General features: G+C 43.8%; 20 protein-coding genes. 6 read left to right on the forward strand and 14 right to left on the reverse strand.

Translation table 11 applies throughout. The features are described from left to right. Positions 1 to 40: 40 nt before the first annotated feature. The gene (locus ACKPVM_RS16425) at positions 41 to 319 is read left to right on the forward strand and encodes a hypothetical protein (protein ID WP_409310716.1); all 279 of its coding nucleotides are present in this window, start codon (positions 41 to 43) and stop codon (positions 317 to 319) included. A gap of 462 nt (positions 320 to 781) precedes the next feature. On the opposite strand, the gene lpxP is transcribed toward ACKPVM_RS16425, so the two are convergent. From lpxP to cbpA, 5 genes are all read right to left on the reverse strand, one after another. Further along, positions 782 to 1,705, reverse strand: coding sequence for a kdo(2)-lipid IV(A) palmitoleoyltransferase (gene lpxP / locus ACKPVM_RS16430; protein ID WP_409310718.1), 924 nt, complete (start codon positions 1,703 to 1,705; stop codon positions 782 to 784). A 374-nt stretch (positions 1,706 to 2,079) separates the two neighbouring features. Further along, positions 2,080 to 2,298, reverse strand: a complete 219-nt coding sequence (gene cspA / locus ACKPVM_RS16435; protein ID WP_172290092.1) for an RNA chaperone/antiterminator CspA — start codon at positions 2,296 to 2,298, stop codon at positions 2,080 to 2,082. 347 nt (positions 2,299 to 2,645) lie between these two features. Further along, on the reverse strand, positions 2,646 to 3,074 hold the full coding sequence (locus ACKPVM_RS16440; protein WP_409310720.1) for a TOBE domain-containing protein: 429 nt from the start codon (positions 3,072 to 3,074) through the stop codon (positions 2,646 to 2,648). A 95-nt stretch (positions 3,075 to 3,169) separates the two neighbouring features. Beyond that, positions 3,170 to 3,472 (reverse strand): chaperone modulator CbpM, encoded by a 303-nt coding sequence (locus ACKPVM_RS16445; protein ID WP_409310722.1) that lies wholly within the window; start codon positions 3,470 to 3,472, stop codon positions 3,170 to 3,172. Beyond that, complete coding sequence (cbpA, locus tag ACKPVM_RS16450; protein WP_409310724.1) at positions 3,472 to 4,431, reverse strand: curved DNA-binding protein; 960 nt, start codon at positions 4,429 to 4,431, stop codon at positions 3,472 to 3,474. Before cbpA ends, ACKPVM_RS16445 begins: the two co-directional genes overlap by 1 nt. A gap of 495 nt (positions 4,432 to 4,926) precedes the next feature. Between cbpA and ACKPVM_RS16455 the strand changes: the two genes are divergently transcribed. After that, positions 4,927 to 5,178 carry an Ogr/Delta-like zinc finger protein gene (locus ACKPVM_RS16455; RefSeq protein ID WP_119881176.1) on the forward strand — a complete coding sequence of 84 codons (252 nt, stop codon included), beginning with the start codon at positions 4,927 to 4,929 and terminating at the stop codon, positions 5,176 to 5,178. After that, a complete protein-coding gene (locus ACKPVM_RS16460; protein ID WP_409310726.1) occupies positions 5,165 to 5,416 on the forward strand; it encodes an ogr/Delta-like zinc finger family protein in 252 nt (83 codons plus the stop codon). Before ACKPVM_RS16455 ends, ACKPVM_RS16460 begins: the two co-directional genes overlap by 14 nt. Here the strand turns inward: ACKPVM_RS16460 and ACKPVM_RS16465 are convergent. Beyond that, positions 5,364 to 5,570: a hypothetical protein gene (locus ACKPVM_RS16465; protein WP_409310752.1), complete on the reverse strand. Its 207-nt coding sequence runs from the start codon at positions 5,568 to 5,570 to the stop codon at positions 5,364 to 5,366. The two genes, ACKPVM_RS16460 and ACKPVM_RS16465, sit on opposite strands and share 53 nt — an antisense overlap. Positions 5,571 to 5,577: 7 nt before the next feature. Next, positions 5,578 to 6,390: a hypothetical protein gene (locus tag ACKPVM_RS16470; RefSeq protein ID WP_409310728.1), complete on the reverse strand. Its 813-nt coding sequence runs from the start codon at positions 6,388 to 6,390 to the stop codon at positions 5,578 to 5,580. Positions 6,391 to 6,552: 162 nt separating this feature from the next. Here ACKPVM_RS16470 and ACKPVM_RS16475 point away from each other — a divergent pair, with 162 nt between their 5' ends. Together ACKPVM_RS16475 and ACKPVM_RS16480 are read left to right on the forward strand one after the other, a co-directional pair. After that, positions 6,553 to 6,786 carry a hypothetical protein gene (locus ACKPVM_RS16475; RefSeq protein WP_409310729.1) on the forward strand — a complete coding sequence of 78 codons (234 nt, stop codon included), beginning with the start codon at positions 6,553 to 6,555 and terminating at the stop codon, positions 6,784 to 6,786. A 601-nt stretch (positions 6,787 to 7,387) separates the two neighbouring features. Then, positions 7,388 to 8,731: a KAP family P-loop NTPase fold protein gene (locus tag ACKPVM_RS16480; RefSeq protein ID WP_409310731.1), complete on the forward strand. Its 1,344-nt coding sequence runs from the start codon at positions 7,388 to 7,390 to the stop codon at positions 8,729 to 8,731. Between the two features lie 759 nt (positions 8,732 to 9,490). Here ACKPVM_RS16480 and ACKPVM_RS16485 read toward each other — a convergent pair. The 6 genes from ACKPVM_RS16485 to ACKPVM_RS16510 all read right to left on the reverse strand — a co-directional run bounded on the left by ACKPVM_RS16485 (position 9,491) and on the right by ACKPVM_RS16510 (position 13,625). Next, the gene (locus ACKPVM_RS16485; RefSeq protein WP_409310733.1) at positions 9,491 to 12,169 is read right to left on the reverse strand and encodes a toprim domain-containing protein; all 2,679 of its coding nucleotides are present in this window, start codon (positions 12,167 to 12,169) and stop codon (positions 9,491 to 9,493) included. A 63-nt stretch (positions 12,170 to 12,232) separates the two neighbouring features. Continuing rightward, positions 12,233 to 12,532 (reverse strand): derepression protein, encoded by a 300-nt coding sequence (locus tag ACKPVM_RS16490; protein ID WP_409310735.1) that lies wholly within the window; start codon positions 12,530 to 12,532, stop codon positions 12,233 to 12,235. Between the two features lie 72 nt (positions 12,533 to 12,604). Further along, positions 12,605 to 12,910, reverse strand: a complete 306-nt coding sequence (locus ACKPVM_RS16495; RefSeq protein WP_409310737.1) for a hypothetical protein — start codon at positions 12,908 to 12,910, stop codon at positions 12,605 to 12,607. Then, the gene (locus tag ACKPVM_RS16500; protein WP_409310738.1) at positions 12,903 to 13,250 is read right to left on the reverse strand and encodes a hypothetical protein; all 348 of its coding nucleotides are present in this window, start codon (positions 13,248 to 13,250) and stop codon (positions 12,903 to 12,905) included. Before ACKPVM_RS16500 ends, ACKPVM_RS16495 begins: the two co-directional genes overlap by 8 nt. Then, entirely contained in the window at positions 13,247 to 13,432 is a 186-nt protein-coding gene (locus tag ACKPVM_RS16505; RefSeq protein WP_409310740.1) for a hypothetical protein, read from the reverse strand. Before ACKPVM_RS16505 ends, ACKPVM_RS16500 begins: the two co-directional genes overlap by 4 nt. After that, positions 13,425 to 13,625, reverse strand: coding sequence for a host cell division inhibitor Icd-like protein (locus ACKPVM_RS16510; protein WP_336859567.1), 201 nt, complete (start codon positions 13,623 to 13,625; stop codon positions 13,425 to 13,427). The genes ACKPVM_RS16505 and ACKPVM_RS16510 overlap by 8 nt, the downstream gene beginning before the upstream one ends. A gap of 192 nt (positions 13,626 to 13,817) precedes the next feature. Between ACKPVM_RS16510 and ACKPVM_RS16515 the strand changes: the two genes are divergently transcribed. Next, positions 13,818 to 14,006 (forward strand): YlcI/YnfO family protein, encoded by a 189-nt coding sequence (locus ACKPVM_RS16515; RefSeq protein ID WP_349854018.1) that lies wholly within the window; start codon positions 13,818 to 13,820, stop codon positions 14,004 to 14,006. 79 nt (positions 14,007 to 14,085) lie between these two features. Here the strand turns inward: ACKPVM_RS16515 and ACKPVM_RS16520 are convergent, their stop codons facing one another. Continuing rightward, entirely contained in the window at positions 14,086 to 14,307 is a 222-nt protein-coding gene (locus ACKPVM_RS16520) for a helix-turn-helix transcriptional regulator (protein ID WP_033070909.1), read from the reverse strand. Positions 14,308 to 14,639: the final 332 nt, after the last annotated feature.

Here is a 14,639-nt window from a genome sequence, read left to right on the forward strand (position 1 = left end):
AAATCGTAGGTGGTTCCCAGCCTTGCACCGGGAGTACATCGTGGATAACAAGATGTACGATAAACCTAATGATCAGGCACGCAAACGATTAGCTCACCGAGTGCCAAACCACGAAATTTTTGCAGCCCGTAATTATCCTGCTTCGCTTACATTGATTTCAACTGCTAATCGATACTATTTATCGATATTTCAAGACACAGAACAAAGCATCCGCGTGTTGCCACACCGGGTTATAGGGCGAACTCAAAACATCAGTCCACTTCAAACAAACTCCACCTTCACTTTTTTTGTGATTCAAGTCACAAAAAAGTTGACCTAACCTGTCTGTCGGCGTATCTTTAAAAACGTGAAGTTAATCACAAAAAAACAATCTAACGAGGAATTCAAAATGAAACTGTTAAACAAAATCATCGCTATGTTCGAAAACATCAACATCAGTTTCGGTACATTCAACCAATAATTCCAGAGCATGTGAGGGGATAAAAAGATGAGTGTTGTCCGTAAAATTAATCAAATATTAAAAGCGTTGGGCAAAACCTATCGCGGTGTTACCCCCCACGCTATCTTCCGTTAATCGTTTTTACGATAACGATAAATGGTCGCCATTCGGCGGCCATTTTTGTTTGTTGCTATCCTCATCATCTTTCGCGTTGTTCGCGCATCGGCAACGTAAGTTATTTGGCTCATCCATAAGCTTCACCTCAACGTGACCGCCGCACGCTACGTTTAAATCTGTTCCTGACATATTTGGAATGGAGTCAAAAATCTGTTTCCAATATTTTCAGGCGTAGAGCGATACTTCCCCTACCGGGCGCGTTTTGAAACGGCGATGCAGCCACAGATATTGTTCTGGTGCGCGCATAATCTCACGTTCAATAACCTTATTCATATAACATGCAGCTTCCTGCTCATCATGGTAAGGGTAATCCTGAAGCTCTGGCTGAATCACTAAACGATAACCTGAAGCATTCGGATTACGGATCAATACCGTCGTGATCATCGCGGGCTTTGCTAAACGAGCAATCGTATAGGTTCCACTGGTCGTAGCCGCCTTTTTCACCGCGAAGAAGGGGGCAAATACACTACCTTTAGGGCCATAATCCTGATCGGGTGCAAACCATACCGCCTCTCCACGCCGCAAGTTGTGCACCATGCCACGTAAATCCTTACGATCGATCATCGCTTTATTGGAGCGAGAGCGTCCCCAGGTTTGCACCATCTCCATCACTTTATTATTGTGCGGTCGATACATCGCCATCATAGGTTGGCACAATCCCATCGCTCTGCCGCCTAATTCAAGCGACATAAAGTGAATGCCAATCACCATAACGCCGTGATTTTTCGCACAAGCCTGCTGTAAATTCTCCAGGCCAGAAACATCAAACCAGTGGCGCACACGACGATCTGACCAAAACCAAGCCATACCCGTCTCAACTAACGCCATACCCAACGAAGAAAAATTATTGACGATCATTTCTTCTCGCTCGGCATCTGTAATATTGGGGAAACACAACTCAAGGTTACGTCGGGCGATGGCCACCCTACGTTTAAGAAACAGGCGGGAGAAACGACCTGCGCTACTGCCTATTTTCATCAACAGCGGATAGGGAAGCTGTACCAGCAAAAATAGTATCCCCAAACCGAACCATGTAGACCAATAGCGAGGATGAAGCAATGCCCTGGTAAATGTTTGTTTAATCTTCATGAGACTCATCTTTTAGTGGTCAAATAACGTACCGCATCAAAGAATCGCTCTCATCGCGCTACATCTACTGAGACACTATTTAATTGTTATCGTTGCTGTGGTGTATGAAATTGATACTAGCCATCACAACCTGTGTGGTTAACACAAGAAAGCACGGCTAATTATGAGGAGATCATGGGAAGTACTCGAACCAACCAGCCTGAAGGCCTAAAGTGGTTTACATCATACTCGAATTCACAAGGGGAGAGGAGTGATAGCAATACAAATAATTAAGCCCCTGAAAAAAGCTGAGGGGCTTATACAAAATCAACGTTTCTTGACGATGACAGGTAGAGACACAATGAACACTACCTGGCTAACATCAAAAAAGACCGTTAGATTACAGTAACATTCACCGCTGATGGACCTTTCTGGCCGCTTTCAACGCTAAATTCTACCTTCTGACCTTCGTCCAGGCTCTTGTAATCGTTACCCTGGCCTTGAATGGCAGAGAAGTGAACGAATACATCTTTGCTGCCATCGGTCGGGGTAATAAAACCGAAACCTTTACCAGCATCAAACCATTTAACCAATCCAGTCATTTTATTAGACATCGAGAATTTCCTTTAATATTAAGATAGCCACAATAGGGCCGAACAGGGACTGTTACAGTGATTACTTATGGGCGCTTATAAGAAGGAAATTCGTCGGATAAGAGATTGGATACATCGCTTGAACTAGGAACTACTTAATTACAATGTCTTTCATAAATAGGTCTGTATGACAGGCCGATGGAGGTATTAACGCATGAATGATTTTGCATAGCAAGCCTTTCTTCTCATCATGCATAAAGAACAGCCAGTTTCTCTTCAGGCTACCACTACCTCAGTTGCATGACCCACCCCCTCCATGGGCCGGGTCTGTCTGGATCGCTGCACGATGAAAGAACAGCCAGATAAGATTATTTTTTTGTCGCTAGAATCACGCTGGAAGCTTTAATCAACGCGATCACACGACTTCCTGTGGCAATCGCCATTTCATCAACGCTTTCATTCGTGATACTAGACGTCAGTTTTAATCCATTACTGGTTTCGACATGCACAGTCGCATTCACCGCGCCTTTAATCACTTTCGTCACCGTTCCTAAAAACTGGTTCCGTGCTGAAAAATTCAATCCGCAGTCTGCCGATGCCAAAATCACCCAAGGCGCTTTGATCAATGCAATCGCGGTCTTACCCGGAGATAGGCTTAGAGAATCACTGCTGGCTTTGGTGATCACCGTTGTCAATTGGTCCCCGCCATTCAGCGTTAAAACGACTTCATTATTAACAGCCCCTTCAATAACGCTGGAAACGACTCCAGTTAACTGATTTCTTGCAGAAACTGACATAACTCCCCCTCTACTTTACCGATTGAATGGCTTTTGTTGCAAAAAATTCAACAAAGCAAAAAATCACGAAATAATTATACCTCAGCGTACCATCATCAGGGCATCATCATGAAATGTTCAATCTGCCTGCGTAACCGCTCATTCTCCTTTTTAAGCTCATCAATTTGATCCAGTAACGTTAACGCCATGGCAACCCCTGGCCAGTCCAAATCCAGTTCTATTTGTAACCGCTGGGCCCGGCGAAGACAACTGAACGCCCGCTCGTCAAAGATCCAATGCGGTTCATCAGATTCAAGTGGAACGATCACCCCTAATCCTACTACTTCAATCAGATCATCTTGAGTGATATGCACAGTTCGACACAATTCCACCACGGTAAATGTCATTTTCTCCGTCATTATTTTGTCCCCCATTCACCACGAGGATTAAATGCGACCTGCTGCTCAGCGAGCTGTCGCCAAAACGCCGCAGCATGTTCGTCCGGCTTCGGTGGCATCACCACTTTTAGAATCGCGTACAGATCACCCACACCGCTTTTACCAGCTAATCCTTTCCCTTTAATGCGCAATCGTCTTCCACTTTGGCTACCTGGCGGAATGGTCAAAGCAATTTTCCCTGTCAGCGTAGGGACTTCAATACTGGTTCCTAACGCCGCTTCCCACGGAGCTAATGGCACGACGATGTTTAGATTATGACCATCAATATCAAACAAAGGATGCGGAGCAATACGAATGGTCAGGAACAAATCGCCATTCGGCCCCCCTCCCAAGCCAGCACATCCCTGTCCTTTAAGACGAATCCGCTCACCATCGCCCACTCCCGCCGGAATTTTCACATTCAGTGTTTTAGTCATGTCTTTCGTCTGCCGACCAAACGCATCAAAAACAGGCAATACATAAGAAATTTCACGAGATTGCCCCGCTAACGTTTCTTCAAGAAAAAGAGGAATCTCCATTTCCATATCCCGGCCACGTTCAGCGTAAGCAGTATGGGAAGCACGCGTTTGATCGCCTTGCGCTGCCCGACGGCCAAATATGGACTCAAAAAAATCAGAGAAATCATGATCCTCACCAGCAGACGCGTGCCAATAAGAATGGCCGCTACCAGCGCCAGAAGGCGACGCCGAGAAACGAGGGTCATCGCGGTGTTTCCTCAGTTCATCATATTCCGCGCGACGAGCATCGTCCTTTAGCACCTCATAGGCTTCTGCGACATTCTTAAATTTATTTTCCGCATCGTGCTCTTTGCTGACATCAGGGTGGTACTTGCGCGCCAATCGGCGATAAGCCGTCTTAATTGTTTTCAAATCGGCGGAGGGGTCGATTTCCAACGCGGCATAGTAATCTTTGAATTCCATGCGGTAATACCCTCAACGTAATGGTTATACCCGATACCAACCAGCCACTACCGTACAAACACTGGTAGGTATCTACGATAACAAGCTCGCTTCTTTTTCTGACAACATATCGATTATTTCCAATCATACGCCCATGCGTTCTGGAGAAAATAAGTTAGAGAGAAAACAAGCCTTCCATTAACACATGAACTAAAAGAAATATTAGCCGATGAAATACGGTTATGACGCTATCCCCATTAATGTAGTGTTCAGGAAAAGAGAAAAACAACATTGAGGTAAACCGAAACAGAATAACTTGCAGTTATTGATTGATTCAGTTGGTATTTTTTAGAGTGAAGGGAATATAACTGGAAGTGAAGGGAATATAACTGATAAAGATAATAAATGATTTATATAGATAATATTTTATTCTAAGTTTTTCATACCCCCAAATGTACCCCCAATCGTATTCCCGTTATAATGTACGCATAAGCAATATTTTTAGTGGAACACAGTATGGAACCACGTAAAAAACTCCCCGAATGTCCTAAATGTGGGGCATGGATGCGAGCACGTACAAGCATGATCTTAGATGTTAATGTGCGCAGAATCTACCGCGTTTGTACCGGTCAAGAATGCGGATTTAAATGCACATCATTGCAATGGTATGAGGTCGCCCTTAACCAGTCAGAAGAAAACGCCAGCATCCCCGCAACAATAAAAACGCGCTGTATAGAGATGAGACAAGGCCGCTATGATCACTTGTAAATACTGCGGTAAAGTCGCAGGAGACAGAGGGGTGGAAAAAATTGGAGAAAACAGTTATCGACGCTACCACCAGTGCGAAAACTTGTTATGCGGCCATTGCTTCACCACAATTGAAGAACTGAGAGTGAGCACATCAGACAACGAACAGGCAGCACACCGTAGCGCTACCTGTGACAGTATCTTTCCTAGCAGTCAGCCAAATAACTCTGCCGTCCCTCATCGGGTAAATGGCGATTAAAATGTTGAGTAGTATCTTGTTGGTTCAGATACTGCTCACGTCTCCCCTCATTATGTCCAGACAGTGCTTTTTCACAAGCCGACATCAAGGCGATAATCTCTTCCTGAGAGGCGTACATATCCTTGCCTTTGAAGGTTAATTTCATCTTTTTCATGCTGGCCTCACAAATTACTAAATGGGATTTCCCCAGTGAACAGTTTTTCTCTGTATTCCGCATCGTGCTTGGCACGTGCTAATTGTGCAGGAGAAGGCTTATTTTTCATCGCTCCGAAAACACTTCTGGGATATGCACCAGGGTGATCGTCCGGTAGTTCATCATCCGTCAAATTAATATTGTCTTGATGAATAACATCTTTAATCGCATTGATAATTAAGGATTCTACATCATCCTCAGATTTAATTTTTTCAAGAACATCAACATTAATCACCTCACCATGAATATTTTTATATTGTGAAGAAAAATAAAATGCAGCAAGTGTATCTCGTACATTGATACGATACAGCCTGCATAACCCAATAACGCGTTTAATACTGGGACCCATCACGTTATAAATTTCTTCAATAACCTTATCAACTTCACGTTTAACGATGGGGGCTGCGACATTCAAGAATGCATTATTATATTCAACGGTCATGCCACCCAGCCGAATATTCATTTCGGCCACCTTTTGTTTTTGATCTTTCATCAAGACAGATAAACGGGCTATTTTAGCCTTAGCGGTAGTAGTAAGAAACAAAGCCCGTTCTGACTCAGTATTCTCTACGCCGTTATTTTCCATGAGAGTACTTTCCCACTTTCCATCATTCTCTTTTAGCTCTGCTTCTGCCTGACGATGACTTTCCACAAGATTGGCTAGGGTTCGCCGTTCCTGCTCAATATCGGCCTCCAGTGCAGAAAACATATTAGCAATCTCATCCAGCCGTTGCCGTGCAGGGCTTTTATCTGAAATAGCGTCATGAATAAGGTTGGTCATTTTTACGTCCTTCTCAGTAGTGTAATACACCTATATTCACCATCTGAGCTTGGGAAATCCCGCGATTATGTTTGTCGCCGGCGTATTACACCGAAGTATACTTTTGCTGGCCTGCAACCAGATGAAGAATTAGGTGTATTACACAATGCTGGGGATCAAGACATGAAAGGCAGCAGTAACGGTAAAACACGGATAAGGACATTGCGTGTACCTCACCAGATCGACGCAGAGATTGAGCGACAGTGTAAACGGTCAAAGCGTGGCTACACTGCGCTGATACTGGATGCAGTACAAATCTACCTGGCTCAAACGCCAGAGTCTGATAACACCAGCACAGCTACGCCTGAGTCCGTTTACCACATGAATTTTGATGAACGCTTCCCATTCCTGAAGTAATCCTTTCCCATCCGGTGTAATACGACTTTTTCCAGGCAAAAGACCGCTTACACCGCACCTGACTCTGCCAAACATTTTCTATGCTGCGCTTATCATTAAGTGAGCACTGATCAGTCTCACCGTGGTTTTCACTCAAAATAATTCACAAATAAAAAATAAATATCATGCCTATATAACAAGGATTAGCAATTGGCTACCGCTTTCATGTAAGCCCCTAGAAACGATTTTAAGCGTTCCATTTTGATGGATATCACAGGGCATGTCTCATACTGCGTTAGATAAGCATGGTCTTTCTTACAGCAAATAAACATCGGTATCACCCAGATCCCTCAGCGCGCAATTGTCCCCCCTCCACGCCCGCGCATTAAACTGGCGCGTTTTTGTGCAGTTGTGCAGCAAGGGCAAACCCGCGCTAGATCTGGCCCAGGAAGGAGATGGTAGCATCAAAAAAATTGTGCATTTCCGTGCAGAATCTTGCAGTGATTTTTAGATATGCAGATATGCAGATATGCAGATATGCAGATATGCAGATATGCAGATATGCAGTATAAGATTTTATTGGAAAACCCACTTCCCTATACATACCTCAGGAGATAGCCATATGGCAGTTATATCACCATCATATGATTTGAATAATGGTTTTGACACATCAATCGATATCTTTGGAAGGAAAAAACTTTTCGAACAAATCCTTAAAATTTCCGATAAATCACCAGACATTAATTTAGTATTAGCTCTTGATGATAATTGGGGTAATGGTAAAACTACATTTGTAAAAATGATGGAATCTGAGATTAAAAAAAACCATCATGAAAAATTTGATGTTATATACTTTGATGCTTTCGAAAATGATTACAAATCAGATCCATTCACTGCACTATCATCTAAAATATACTCACTCCTGAAGGAAGAGAAAAATACAAAAGATAAATTAGGAAAGAAATTTTTATCTGCTAGTAAAAAAGTAGGAAAAGCCCTTTTACTTAATAGTTCTAAGGCAATAGTATCAACGTTAACTGCGAACATATTAGATGGAAGCATTATAGAAAAATCATCAGAAGTTATTTCCGACTCGCTGAACTCACCATTAGAGAAATTTATTGAGGAAAGAATAACTGCTGGAGATAATGAAGAGGCAAGCATAGAGCATTTTAAGTCAGTTTTGAATGAAATAAACAAAGAAAAAGGAAAAAAAACAATATTCATTGTTGATGAGTTAGACAGAGCAAGGCCAGATTTTTCTTTAGATTTACTTGAGAAGATAAAACACTTATTCTCTGTCAATGGTTTTATCTTCTTATTGGTCATGAACAGAGAGCAATTCCAAAAAATAATAGAGCATCGATACGGTTCAATTGACTCAAGAATGTATTTAAATAAATTTGTGCATTTTTGGTTCACCTTACCAAAGAAAAAAGAGAATACCATGGAAAATTACAGCAGACATGAAAAATCAACCATTTATGACTATCTATTGAAAATTGATAAGACTAACAGAATACTCCCTGCTGGCGGTAGGATAATGAAATCACTATCATATCTGCTAGACATAAATGGATGCTCTTTACGAGAAGCAGAACGCTGCCTGTCTATATTTTCAGTTATAGAGAAAAACAATGAATTTTCAAACATGGATATTAGCTATGAAAGTGTATTTTCCTTAGTGGTTTTCTTAAAAGTATACAATCCTATTCTTCTAGAAAAAATAACATCCAAGTCAATAACATATAAAGATGTCATTACAAAATTAAATATTAATTTTGAAAGTGAAGTTAGGGTGGCTAAAGAGTTATCATTGGCCATTTATTATGTACTTCTAACACAAAAACAGAGGGAAGGATTAGATCCTAATGGTGAATATAAAAACTTCATGTATTATGGTGAAGCGATAAATGTTTTCAAACCCGTAATTGATGCCATTAATGACTTATCAATTGAAAGCTAAAAAAACCAAATAAAATTAATAGGTGGTGATTTTTTATATTTTCATCACCTCCATTATTCTATTTATTTAGTTTTATACCCTAAATAATTCAAGTTTCAGGAAGGCGGCGAAACGAAGGAATCCCGATGAGCTTACTTGAATAAGTGATTCCGGTGACTGAACGCAGCCAACGCACATGCAACTTGAAGTATGACGGGTATATAATAATTATGGTCAACAAACTTGATGGTTATCCGTCACTCCTTAATTTCTTCCCCCTATATCCCTAAAAATAAGACTATGTTGAGATACCAGTAATGCCTCTTTTTATAAGGTCAATTCCCAGTTGCCCATCGGAAAACTGTTACAACCGTTACACCTCATAAAAACCCTACCCAATACACTGATAAACAACAGAAAATTATGTAACACTTTAGGCGTTACAAACCGTTATGCAAAGTGTTACATCTAATAAAATCAATGAGTTAAAAACCCATTCTGTAACACTTCATAACCGTTACATCGTGACGCTTCTGTAACGCTTTTGTAACGGTTTTAAACTTCTTAAATAATCATATTATTCAATATATTAAATGGTATTTTTTAACCTTGTAACAGTTGTAACGCTTTTCCGGTGTACCCCCTAAAATTTTGAAAACAGCACATAAAGGCTATTTTTTAACCAGTTGTGAGGGTGTGTATGGGAGAATGAGGGGGAGAGTGTGAAGGACGGTAAAGCTATCAACGATACCGGCCATCCGTTGGCCAGCATCGCCGGAATTAACTGTGCTGTAGCTCGTTACGTTTGAATACCCAGCAGCGAACGATTTCAGGACGCATCACATCATGCTGACCTTTGCCCTTGTTGTACAACTCATTGGGGAGACTACGCACGGCTTTGTTGCCCGTAAACTGGAAGCCAGTGCCGCCTTTAAGCTGTTTCTTCAGGTCGCTAATCACAAATGACTGGTTAACCCGATATTCAGATGCCATCTGGATAAAGTGCTGGAAATTCACCGCCACCATCCCTTCCCTGTTATCTTTTCCGGCGTGGTTCAATCCGTAGCGATCGAGCGAATCCAGATACTCAAACGTCTCCCAGAACTCCTGAACCTGCGGTGGATCGGTACGCAATGCCTGACGACGCTCTGCGGCCAGCGCAACCAACGCCTGCCGTGTTTGAAGAACGGCATCAGCCTGAACAGGCAAGACCAGCGGTAAAGTTTCAACCATAGCGATCAGTTGCGCATGGTTTTTGGCAATACGGTTATGGTTTATCTCTGGATGGTTCTCCAGCTCGGTTTTAGCCTGCTCATAGATACGATTGAACACATCGAGTACAGCCGTTTCTGCCTGTGTCACCTTGAGGATAAACCCAGATACCTGCTCTGTCGTTGCTCGCTCAAGCCGTTCAGCCGCATGCCGCGTTTGTGGCGTCTGCGCGCTCTTATCCGTGTGAATATGCACGATTCGTTCAAGCAATGCCGGTGAACCGCCCACATCCGCATTCTGCGCGATCACAATACTTCCCCGGAACGGCGGCTCATAGGTTTCATTATTGTTGGATTTAACCCCCGTCGCCCGCATACCTTTACCGTTATACAGCGGTTTCAGGTCATCAAAATCAAACGCCCGCTGACGTAAGGTGTCCTGCGTTCTATCGCCCTCAATCAGCACCACGGGCAGATTGCCAACCTGTGCAAAGTTTCGTGCTCTGGCTGCGGCCGTGGATTTAGTTGGATCGAACCCCTCGTAATCATCTCGGCCACACAGCTTCCAGAGAAAATCGATCAAGGTACTTTTCCCCGTTCCTGGCTCCCCGACAATTTCCAAAAACGGAAAGCTGCGGCACTGTTGCCGGATTTGTTCCGCAAACAATGAACCCAGCCAGAACGCCAGCGCGATGTAACCCTTAGCGCCAAATGCCGTCCAGATATCCTGTACCCAGTCCGTTTTAAATTGGCTGAGGTCAGCGTTAATTTCCAGAACAGGGCTATGGCTGAGGCTTTTGGCACTCAGTGTGCCGATCTCGAAATAGTCCTCACTGTTGAGGTGGTAAAACTTGCCACCAGAAACCGCCAGAGCATTAAATATCCAGCCCTGCCAAACCTTGTTGTAGCCGATAAAATTCTGCGTCTGCACCTCTTTAATCACCGGCAGATCCTGACGGATCAAACGGTCGAGCTGGTTCGTATTGCCGGTATAAATGGCACCTTTCGCCACATGTAACAGACGCTTTTTAAACTCTGACGCACTGGTAAGCTGGCCTGAAGTAAACATATCTTTCACTGGCGGTGTGGAGCCAGGGAAATTGATTTGGAAGTAATACCAGGCTTCATCCGTTGGCTCGCTGCGCTGGAAATAGAGAGGAACGGGATAGCAGTTGGCAATTTCTACCACGGCACCGGCTTCTTTCAGCGCTTTCACTTTTACTTCCTGCTCACTTAACCGGATATCCCCCTCCTGAATCCGCTCAACCGCTTTCATGTGCCTGTCCAGATCGAGCTTGAACCAATACAGACGCGAATCAAATTCAAAATGAAACTCCCGCCGTTCGGTATGCTCAGCAATCCGTAGCGCTTTGTCTGCGGCGTTGTCAGCCAGCAGTAAATCCCCCTGATAGCGATATTCCTTTAGATCGCGTGGAGTCAGCTTTCCCTGAATGTGCAGATCGTTCCAGTCGCGTTTTTGTCTGCCCACAGGCACACAGGCCGCATTGACCGTCCAGCCTGCCTCCTGACTCCGGCGAGCGTGACGAATGGTGTATTTTTTCCCTGCCGGATCGTTGTCCAACGCCCACACCAGCACCGGCCTGGGGCGTTCTCCCAAACTTTGTGCCAGTTGCGCCAACGCCTGTTCTGGATAGTTGTTGCACGACATGATAGACACCGCCGCGATCCCGTTTTGTATCAGGCTTAATGAATCAAAAATTCCCTCAACCAGCCAGATCGTTTTCTGCTTGCTCAAGTCCTGAGCCGGATGACTCCACCATTGACCGGCATAACCGCCATGAAAATTGGCTTTGCGCTCGAATCGCTCCGGCTGATCAATAAGGCGCTCCCAATATCCACCGCTGGGGAGCGAAAAGCGTACCGTGGCTGTCCCCATGCCCTTCTGGTGAAAACTTTCCTGTGTGTAGCATCCTGCAAGACGGGTAATATCCAGATTACGCGATTCACGTAAGTAGGCATCTGCGGCCGCACAAGGTGACGCTTCCGTGCGTGGGTAGCGCTCAGACCAGTGATTAAATAAATCAGCGTAATGGGCATTGACGATAATTTCAGCCCCGCACTTATTTTCCCGTCCGCATTTCAGCACGTAAGGTTTTTCGATACTGGTAAACAGTTCTTTCTTATGGCAGTGGGGGCAAATACCATAGCGTAAATACCCTTCCTGTTCTTTAAACTGGAATTCAGTTATCAATCGTTTTATAATTTCTTTGTGTAGTTCGTTATTCATGAATAGCTCCAAAAGCGCCGCGCTGAACGGCGCTTTTTTATTGAAAGTGAATAAATGTGTTAATCACCGAAACGAATCCTTTCCTTGCTTCAGCCATTCATTGCACAATCCTTTCCCTTTCAACTCATTCAGTACAGAATCAATATCATCGTGGAGATAGCTGAAAATATCGGGTAACCACAAAAGTGGTTCAGCATTTACTTCCAGTTTTCTTACGTGGAGATGCAGGCCAAAGGCCACATTTTTAGCCCTATTCATTTTGTGATAGCTTTCAATGCTGAGAGAATGAACTTCATTATTTTTCTGAGTCTCTTCACCAGCAATCATTTTAGCGCTAAGCGCTTGTGCAGTGACACGATCCATTGGATTACCCTTTATTCAGAATGCAAGGATTCACCGAAATAATATTCGGTCATGTTATTCCGGTATTTTCAGCTATAAATAGCGGGCGTAATCGTCTTTATCCACGTTAGAATGTCGCTCGTAATAGTTCTGCGACATTTCTTTTCTACGCGCTACATACTCAGGTAATAACTGATAGGAGCGGCGAAACTCACTGAGTGGCATTTCGCCACGTTGCTGACTGGACTCATACAGGAAAAATACTTCCGGCTCCTGCATTACCTGGCCGGATTCATAGTTGATTGACCTGACGCTAATCACCTCAATCGTCCACCCGGTTTCGCTGACGCTTTGATAGCGCTCACCCCGTAGCGGACGCCCCAGAAACAGATTACGCATGTCCTACCTCCTGACTTCCTGAGATAGCCTCATCGTTAAGTTGTGGGCTTATGGAACGTCCACGACGCTTACCTTTAATCACAATGTTATGAAGGTGATTCAGCATCGTGATCGCATCTGATAGCAGGATACTATTCACCTCCGAAAGAGCTGATTGATCCATGCCTGCGCTAGTGTCAGTATTCAGGCGAGCCAGTTCACTATTCAGGTTTAACAGGGCATTCAGGCGGGACGTGGCGCACTCGTACAAGTCATCCTCACCCACTTGTGCATCGAAATACAGCACGTTAATAGACGCCCCCTGTGAGCCTGATAACAGCGGCTTCATATCATTATTCATTGCGGCACCTCCGCTTCCTCTGGTTCTACCTGTCTGGTGCGGTACAGGTGATCGATGCGTTCTTGCAGAACGAACAACAGGATTTCACGCACTTCCCAGTCAGTAATGTTTAAAGCGGCATAGGCCAGTGCGCGGCACTGATCGATAATTTCATCCAGTTCCAGCGGTGTGTTATCAAACATGGCGTACCACCTCAACTGGCAAGCGGCCAGCAAAAGAGAGGATGAAGTGAGGGACAAGGATCTGACGGGCTTCCTGCTCGGTATAGGCTTCAACGGACAGGCGGCAAGGCTTAGCAGCGCTATCCGCACGATAGAGCGCCAGAAAACGATACTGATATTTGGGGCGAGTTTGGGTAGACTGTGAATCAGCCATCGTGTTACCTCCGATAACATTGTGGTTAGACGCCCTGTATGTGTTCCAAGCACTACGGGGCGTTGTCTTTTCTGCTCACCATCATTAGGTGGCATGCACTTACAATAGAACAAGGTGCATGCCACTTTCAAGCATTGATTGCATTTATTTTTCGCATATACTGAATGCCACCAATATAACGGAAAAGCAGATATGGCAACGGGCTCAAGAAATAATAAATCGCAACAGATAGTATCTCGCGTACCTCTTGATTTGATTGATGAACTTGAAAAATTGAAAGAAGAAGGTGAAAGTACAGCCGGTTTTGTGGTCGCCTCAATAAAGGGTGAGATCAAGCGCCGCCAGCGTAAACAAGCCCGTGATACGGAACCTAAAGACTGATCCTTTCCCCAAAAAGCCAGTGTATAAAGCTTGCTAACATCAATGGATGATAAGGCGATATCACTGTAGGTAGCGCTTCTCATGATTTCCATTCCCCACGCTCAGCGATCCGCTGGCTGATCCACTCGTCGATCTCACTTTCAACAAAGGAAATTGCACGTTCCCCGATCTTAATCGGTTGGGGAAATGCCTTTTGTGCCAACTGCTTATAGAGCCATGATTTACTACGCTGGACGCGACGCAGCACCTCTTTTGAAGAGATCAAGGATGCTTGGTTGTCCTGAATATTTCTGCCTGCCATATCGTTACCTCATCGTGCTTGCTGGTATATGGCGGAGTTTAGAAGTGTACAAATCGGGATTCTAGCAAGAATAAAATCCATTAAAATAAAATAAATTCCATTGAAATATTCTTTATTCCGTTAAGTTAACAAAGGAAATGAAAAAACAAACCATCAATAAATCAAATAGTTAAAAACAATTTAAATGAACGAACTACGGAATAGTGCGGAATGCTGCGCAATACGAAGCTACATAAAATAAGCCGCTAAAAGCGACTAGAAGTATATAGCTATTGGTTATTGGTTATTGGTTATTGGTTATTGGTTATTGGTTATTGGTTATTGGTTATTGG

The sequence above is a fragment of the Pectobacterium hainanensis genome (assembly GCF_046237015.1).
GTDB lineage: Bacteria > Pseudomonadota > Gammaproteobacteria > Enterobacterales > Enterobacteriaceae > JBJYIN01.

Excerpts from the sequence above, each read along its gene's own strand:
- ACKPVM_RS16480 (WP_409310731.1), top strand. The coding sequence starts at position 7,388 with ATGGCAGTTATATCACCATCATATGATTTGAATAATGGTTTTGACACA.
- cbpA (WP_409310724.1), bottom strand. The coding sequence starts at position 4,431 with ATGGAATTCAAAGATTACTATGCCGCGTTGGAAATCGACCCCTCCGCC.
- ACKPVM_RS16490 (WP_409310735.1), bottom strand. The coding sequence starts at position 12,532 with ATGGATCGTGTCACTGCACAAGCGCTTAGCGCTAAAATGATTGCTGGT.
- ACKPVM_RS16455 (WP_119881176.1), top strand. The coding sequence starts at position 4,927 with ATGGAACCACGTAAAAAACTCCCCGAATGTCCTAAATGTGGGGCATGG.
- ACKPVM_RS16460 (WP_409310726.1), top strand. The coding sequence starts at position 5,165 with ATGATCACTTGTAAATACTGCGGTAAAGTCGCAGGAGACAGAGGGGTG.
- ACKPVM_RS16485 (WP_409310733.1), bottom strand. The coding sequence starts at position 12,169 with ATGAATAACGAACTACACAAAGAAATTATAAAACGATTGATAACTGAA.
- ACKPVM_RS16470 (WP_409310728.1), bottom strand. The coding sequence starts at position 6,390 with ATGACCAACCTTATTCATGACGCTATTTCAGATAAAAGCCCTGCACGG.
- ACKPVM_RS16475 (WP_409310729.1), top strand. The coding sequence starts at position 6,553 with ATGAAAGGCAGCAGTAACGGTAAAACACGGATAAGGACATTGCGTGTA.
- ACKPVM_RS16510 (WP_336859567.1), bottom strand. The coding sequence starts at position 13,625 with ATGGCTGATTCACAGTCTACCCAAACTCGCCCCAAATATCAGTATCGT.
- ACKPVM_RS16505 (WP_409310740.1), bottom strand. The coding sequence starts at position 13,432 with ATGTTTGATAACACACCGCTGGAACTGGATGAAATTATCGATCAGTGC.
- lpxP (WP_409310718.1), bottom strand. The coding sequence starts at position 1,705 with ATGAAGATTAAACAAACATTTACCAGGGCATTGCTTCATCCTCGCTAT.
- ACKPVM_RS16465 (WP_409310752.1), bottom strand. The coding sequence starts at position 5,570 with ATGAAAAAGATGAAATTAACCTTCAAAGGCAAGGATATGTACGCCTCT.
- ACKPVM_RS16495 (WP_409310737.1), bottom strand. The coding sequence starts at position 12,910 with ATGCGTAATCTGTTTCTGGGGCGTCCGCTACGGGGTGAGCGCTATCAA.
- ACKPVM_RS16500 (WP_409310738.1), bottom strand. The coding sequence starts at position 13,250 with ATGAATAATGATATGAAGCCGCTGTTATCAGGCTCACAGGGGGCGTCT.
- cspA (WP_172290092.1), bottom strand. The coding sequence starts at position 2,298 with ATGTCTAATAAAATGACTGGATTGGTTAAATGGTTTGATGCTGGTAAA.
- ACKPVM_RS16445 (WP_409310722.1), bottom strand. The coding sequence starts at position 3,472 with ATGACGGAGAAAATGACATTTACCGTGGTGGAATTGTGTCGAACTGTG.
- ACKPVM_RS16515 (WP_349854018.1), top strand. The coding sequence starts at position 13,818 with ATGGCAACGGGCTCAAGAAATAATAAATCGCAACAGATAGTATCTCGC.
- ACKPVM_RS16440 (WP_409310720.1), bottom strand. The coding sequence starts at position 3,074 with ATGTCAGTTTCTGCAAGAAATCAGTTAACTGGAGTCGTTTCCAGCGTT.
- ACKPVM_RS16520 (WP_033070909.1), bottom strand. The coding sequence starts at position 14,307 with ATGGCAGGCAGAAATATTCAGGACAACCAAGCATCCTTGATCTCTTCA.